Raw genomic sequence first — 4,754 nt, forward strand, 5'->3', positions numbered from 1 at the left:
GGACAGGCGGTGAAAGAAACTCTGCGCACCATACCGGCGGGCTCGGGCGGCACTGTCAGCCCGCGCAAGGCTGTGCGCCGACGTGTCCTGACGACCGACCAGATTGTCGACGGTGTGCGGGCAGGGGATCGCACAATCCTGTCACGCGCGATCACGCTGGTCGAAAGCCGCAATGCCAAACACTTTGATCAGGCACAGGCCGTTCTGGCCCAACTGATGCCCCACACAGGCGGATCACAGCGCATTGGCATTACGGGCGTTCCCGGTGTTGGCAAATCCACCTTTATCGAAGCCTTTGGCAAAAACCTGACCAAGGCGGGCAAAAAAGTTGCCGTGCTTGCGGTTGACCCCACCAGCGCGCGGACCGGCGGGTCCATTCTGGGTGATAAGACCCGAATGAACGAACTGTCGATTGATCCAAACGCCTATATCCGCCCATCGCCCAGCAGCGGCTATTTGGGCGGCGTCAATCGCATGACCCGTGAAACCATTTTACTGTGCGAGGCCGCCGGGTTTGACGTGGTGCTGGTTGAAACCGTCGGGGCCGGACAAAGCGAAACCATGGTCGCTCAAATGACCGACTTTTTCCTTGTCCTGATGCTGCCTGGTGCGGGGGATGAGCTTCAGGGGATCAAAAAAGGTGTGCTTGAAATCGCCGATCTGATCGCAGTCAATAAGGCCGATGCCGATCCGGCCAAGGCGCGTGAAGCCAAACGCGAATATTCATCTGCCCTTCGCATCCTGCAACCGACCAGCAAGCATTGGCGTCCACAATCGGTGATGGTGTCCTCCCTGATCAATGACGGGCTTGATACCATCTGGGATCTGATCAACCAGCATCGGGTTGTGATGGACAAGGAAGGCGAATTTGCCGCCAAACGTGCCCGTCAACAACACGACTGGATGTGGAGCATGCTGCGTGATCGGTTGCTGGAAACATTTACCAAGCGTGATGATGTCGCGGAACGGCTTAAAACGCTTGAGGCCGATGTGCTTTCGGGCACCACCAACCCGACCGCCGCGGTCGAGGAAATGCTGGGCCTGATAAAACATACAAAACACAATCACTAATTGTTTCCAGTGACTTCCGGTTTGCCTGCCGTATAGAACAATTGGGAGTTCTTTAAATTATTATTTTGTGGACGAGGGACTGCTGAAAATGAACAAGAAGGTTTACGTCCTCGGCGGCTATGGCCTCATCGGTTCTGCGTGTATTCACAGACTTGTTTCTGCAGGATTCGACGTAACGGGCGTCGGGCGATCTTTAGAAAAAGGAAGACGCAGCAACGATCAGGTTAAATGGCATGCGGTCGATATCGGGACAGCCTCCGCCGCCGAATGGAAAGAACGACTAAGGGATGCGGATATTATCGTCAATGCTGCTGGCGCGCTTCAGGATGGTGCGCATGACGATCTCAATGCTATCCATGTGAATTCGATTGGAAACATCACTCAAGCACTTGCAGGCACTGACGTGACTTTCATTCAAGTATCAGCTGCCGGAGCAAGCGAACAGGCATCCACCGAGTTTATGAAAAGCAAAGCACGTGGCGACAACGTTTTGATGAACAGCCAACTAAACTGGCACGTTCTTCGCCCGACCCTTGTCATAAGTCGCGATGCGTATGGTGGAACAGCACTTCTGCGAGCTGCGGCTGCATTTCCTTTGGTAAACATCCAGATATTTCCAGATGCGCAAATACAAACCGTATCGATTGACGACCTCACCCGCGCAATTACAAAGGCAGCAACTGGGTTACTTCCACAGAACACAGTCGCCGATATTACAGAAGAAGAAAGCCAAGGCTTTGACGAACTTAAAAAGGAGTTTCGAAGCTGGTTAGGCCTTAAGCCATGGCGTGTAACTCTCCCAGCACCCCTCTGGTCAATCAAACTTATTGGTCTAATTGCTGATATGCTTGGCCTACTAGGATGGCGTTCCCCGTTGCGAACGACTGCTCTAGAGACACTCAAGAGTGGCATCTGCGGCAACGCTCAAACTTGGAAAATGACAGGCAACCAAAATTGCCGATCCATGAAGGAAACGATGGAGTCTATGCCCGCAACAATCCAAGAACGCTGGTTTGCAAAATTATACTTGGGGCTTCCACTTGCCATTACCGTTCTCGCAATTTTCTGACTCGCCAGTGGCATTATCGGAATCGTGTCGTTTCCAACAGCGCAGGACGTATTAACAAAGCGAGGGATAAGCGATGACCTGGCACAACTTCTCATACTTTCAGGCATCATCGCTGACATCACATTGGGAGCAGCTGTTCTCGTTCGAAAATTATCTCGGCTTGCTTGTATTGGCATGATCACAATATCTGCAGCATACATCATAGCCAGTTTGTTCACCGCACCGGACTTATGGCTTGATCCGCTTGGCCCGATGATCAAAGTGATCCCTTCAATCGTACTTACAATGTTCACTATTTCTATTCTTGAAGAACGATGACATACGAAATCCTACTTTACTCTCATATCATTGGAGCCTGCGTACTTTTCGGAACGGGCGCAGGAATCGCATTTTTCTTCGTTATATCAAACCATTGGGGAAATGCGGAGATGATTGCACATGTCAGTAGAATTGTCGTCTTGGCAGATACCGTGTTCACAGCAACTGCCGCTGCAATACAACCAATTACGGGTTACTTTCTCGCGCGCGAGGTCGGTTGGCCTCTGACCGAGCCATGGTTAATGGCATCAATCGGATTATACATCGTCGTTGGAGCATTTTGGTTGCCGGTGGTATGGATACAAATCCGGTTGCGTGACATTGCAAATAAAGCAGCTTTAGCAAACAGCAATTTGCCTGAAACCTATCACCGGCTTTACCGCGTTTGGCTGGTGTTCGGTTTTCCAGCTTTTCTCTCTGTCTTGCTGATCGTTTGGTTGATGCTAACAAAACCAAGCTTCTAATAGAGGGCTTCGGCGACGACCTCTATTAGTGTGCGATTATGCTACTTACTGTCTTTTTCCGCTTCAAGTTTCGCTTTTAAAACTTTCAGCTTCTCGACCGCTTCATTGATTTCGCCATCAAGATGGGCAAAGCTTTCGCGTTCGTCACGCGGCATAGCTTCGATCTCGTTTAGGGCTTTTTCAACAATATACAGCATTTCGGCTACCTCCTGCTGTGACGTGAAAAGTTTCATCCCATGAACGCGGGAGCGGGATGGAGGGTTCCATATAAACTTCGCTTATTGCTCGGACAAAGACGTCATATGGCACCCCGGCACACGCTCATGGCACGAAACCGGTATCAAAGCATTTCGTCAGGAAGCTGTCTGTTCGAGACGATCTTTGAGAACCTGAAGGCTCTCGGCAGTTGATTTCAGCACGATTTCAAGGCCAGACAATTTCTCGCGGGCTTCGCGCGAAACGGCTTCGACTTCATCAAAGGCACTTTCAAAAATATACAGCATGCTTCGTTACTCCTGCCCGATACAAACCATCGGGCGTTTCATTGTTGTTTTTGATGCTGTGAATGTATCCCCCGAATTCGCTGGAAAGGTGTCAGCAATGCGCTTTTTCCGCCTTAATTCACTAATATGCGTCCAATCCTGACAATGCTGGTCTGTGATTTTTCAACGGCATCAATCCATGGTTTATGATAAAAGCCGCCAACTGATTTTATGAGACAGGATGACATCACAATGACGCAGCTGGTGCTTGCACCAATGGAAGGACTTGTTGACTGGCGCGTTCGGCAATTGCTGAGCGCGACCGGCGGGTTCGACCTGTGCGTGACCGAATTTATCCGCGTGTCGCAAAACCTGTTTCCCGCCCATGTGTTCCATCGCTATTGCCCCGAACTTTTGAACGGCGGCAAAACGCTTTCGGGGGTGCCGGTTCTGGTGCAGTTAATGGGCCATGATCCGGAACTGATGGGCGAAAATGCCGCCTTTGCCGCAAGCCTCGGCGCACCGGGCATTGATATCAATTTCGGCTGCCCGTCAAAAACTGTGAACAAGCACGAAGCTGGCGCATCGCTTTTGAAATGCCCGGATAATCTGTATCGGATCGTGTCGGCCGTGCGCCGTGCAGTTCCTGATCACATCCCGGTCAGTGCAAAGGTCCGGCTTGGCTATGCCGACAAGGAACTGTTTCTTGATAATGCCCGCGCGGTTGAAGCCGCCGGCGCGCAGCACCTGACGGTCCATGCACGCACCAAGCTTGAAGGATATAAACCGCCCGCCCATTGGGAATATCTGGCCCGTATCCGCGAGGCCATTTCAATCGGCATGACCGGCAATGGTGAAATCTGGGACGTCGCAGATTACGAAAAATGCCGGGATGTATCAGGCTGTGACAGCTTCATGATTGGCCGGGGCGCCATTGCTGCCCCTGACCTTGCCAACCGCATCAAGGCGTTTGAAAACGGCACGCAACGGCCCAAGGAATGCTGGGCCGATGTTTTGGCGATGCTGTTGTCTTATTGCGATTTGATGGATAAAGACGGATCAACGGAAAACCATCAGGCAGGACGTATCAAACAATGGATGGCCCTTATCCGTAAAAGCCACACACAGGGTGCTGCCTGTTTTGATGAAATCAAACGTATCCGCGCCATTGATGAATTACGTGCCAAACTACACCATGACATGACCCTGCCGGAACATCAGCAACAAGACGTTGCGATTGCCGCCGAATAAGACGGTCACGATTTCTGACACCACTGCGACAAACGCGAACGGGGTGGTTCATTGAACCACCCCGTTTTCTTGTTGTGTCCTGTCCAAAGACCTTAAGCC

7 protein-coding genes are annotated in these 4,754 nt (G+C 51.3%); 5 read left to right on the top strand and 2 right to left on the bottom strand.

The genetic code is table 11. From position 1 onward, the window contains the following. The first annotated feature begins 9 nt into the window (after positions 1-9). The 4 genes from meaB to AC0VXT_RS18160 all read left to right on the top strand — a co-directional run bounded on the left by meaB (position 10) and on the right by AC0VXT_RS18160 (position 2,922). Positions 10-1,071, top strand: a complete 1,062-nt coding sequence (gene meaB / locus AC0VXT_RS18145) for a methylmalonyl Co-A mutase-associated GTPase MeaB (protein WP_475546530.1) — start codon at positions 10-12, stop codon at positions 1,069-1,071. An 88-nt stretch (positions 1,072-1,159) separates the two neighbouring features. Beyond that, positions 1,160-2,140 carry an NAD(P)H-binding protein gene (locus AC0VXT_RS18150; protein WP_475546531.1) on the top strand — a complete coding sequence of 327 codons (981 nt, stop codon included), beginning with the start codon at positions 1,160-1,162 and terminating at the stop codon, positions 2,138-2,140. A gap of 24 nt (positions 2,141-2,164) precedes the next feature. Further along, complete coding sequence (locus AC0VXT_RS18155; protein ID WP_475546532.1) at positions 2,165-2,458, top strand: DoxX-like family protein; 294 nt, start codon at positions 2,165-2,167, stop codon at positions 2,456-2,458. After that, positions 2,455-2,922, top strand: a complete 468-nt coding sequence (locus AC0VXT_RS18160; protein ID WP_475546533.1) for a DUF2269 family protein — start codon at positions 2,455-2,457, stop codon at positions 2,920-2,922. Before AC0VXT_RS18155 ends, AC0VXT_RS18160 begins: the two co-directional genes overlap by 4 nt. Before the next feature lie 41 nt (positions 2,923-2,963). Here AC0VXT_RS18160 and AC0VXT_RS18165 read toward each other — a convergent pair whose 3' ends face one another. After that, positions 2,964-3,119, bottom strand: coding sequence for a hypothetical protein (locus AC0VXT_RS18165; RefSeq protein WP_475546534.1), 156 nt, complete (start codon positions 3,117-3,119; stop codon positions 2,964-2,966). Positions 3,120-3,275: 156 nt separating this feature from the next. Next, entirely contained in the window at positions 3,276-3,425 is a 150-nt protein-coding gene (locus tag AC0VXT_RS18170; RefSeq protein ID WP_022730877.1) for a hypothetical protein, read from the bottom strand. Positions 3,426-3,656: 231 nt separating this feature from the next. On the opposite strand from AC0VXT_RS18170, the gene AC0VXT_RS18175 reads away from it, so the two are divergent. Next, positions 3,657-4,655: a tRNA dihydrouridine synthase gene (locus AC0VXT_RS18175; RefSeq protein WP_475546535.1), complete on the top strand. Its 999-nt coding sequence runs from the start codon at positions 3,657-3,659 to the stop codon at positions 4,653-4,655. Positions 4,656-4,754: the final 99 nt, after the last annotated feature.

Source organism: Thalassospira sp. Z349TD_5 (assembly GCF_056173045.1).

Excerpts from the sequence above, each read along its gene's own strand:
- AC0VXT_RS18150 (WP_475546531.1), top strand. The coding sequence starts at position 1,160 with ATGAACAAGAAGGTTTACGTCCTCGGCGGCTATGGCCTCATCGGTTCT.
- AC0VXT_RS18160 (WP_475546533.1), top strand. The coding sequence starts at position 2,455 with ATGACATACGAAATCCTACTTTACTCTCATATCATTGGAGCCTGCGTA.
- AC0VXT_RS18165 (WP_475546534.1), bottom strand. The coding sequence starts at position 3,119 with ATGCTGTATATTGTTGAAAAAGCCCTAAACGAGATCGAAGCTATGCCG.
- AC0VXT_RS18170 (WP_022730877.1), bottom strand. The coding sequence starts at position 3,425 with ATGCTGTATATTTTTGAAAGTGCCTTTGATGAAGTCGAAGCCGTTTCG.
- AC0VXT_RS18175 (WP_475546535.1), top strand. The coding sequence starts at position 3,657 with ATGACGCAGCTGGTGCTTGCACCAATGGAAGGACTTGTTGACTGGCGC.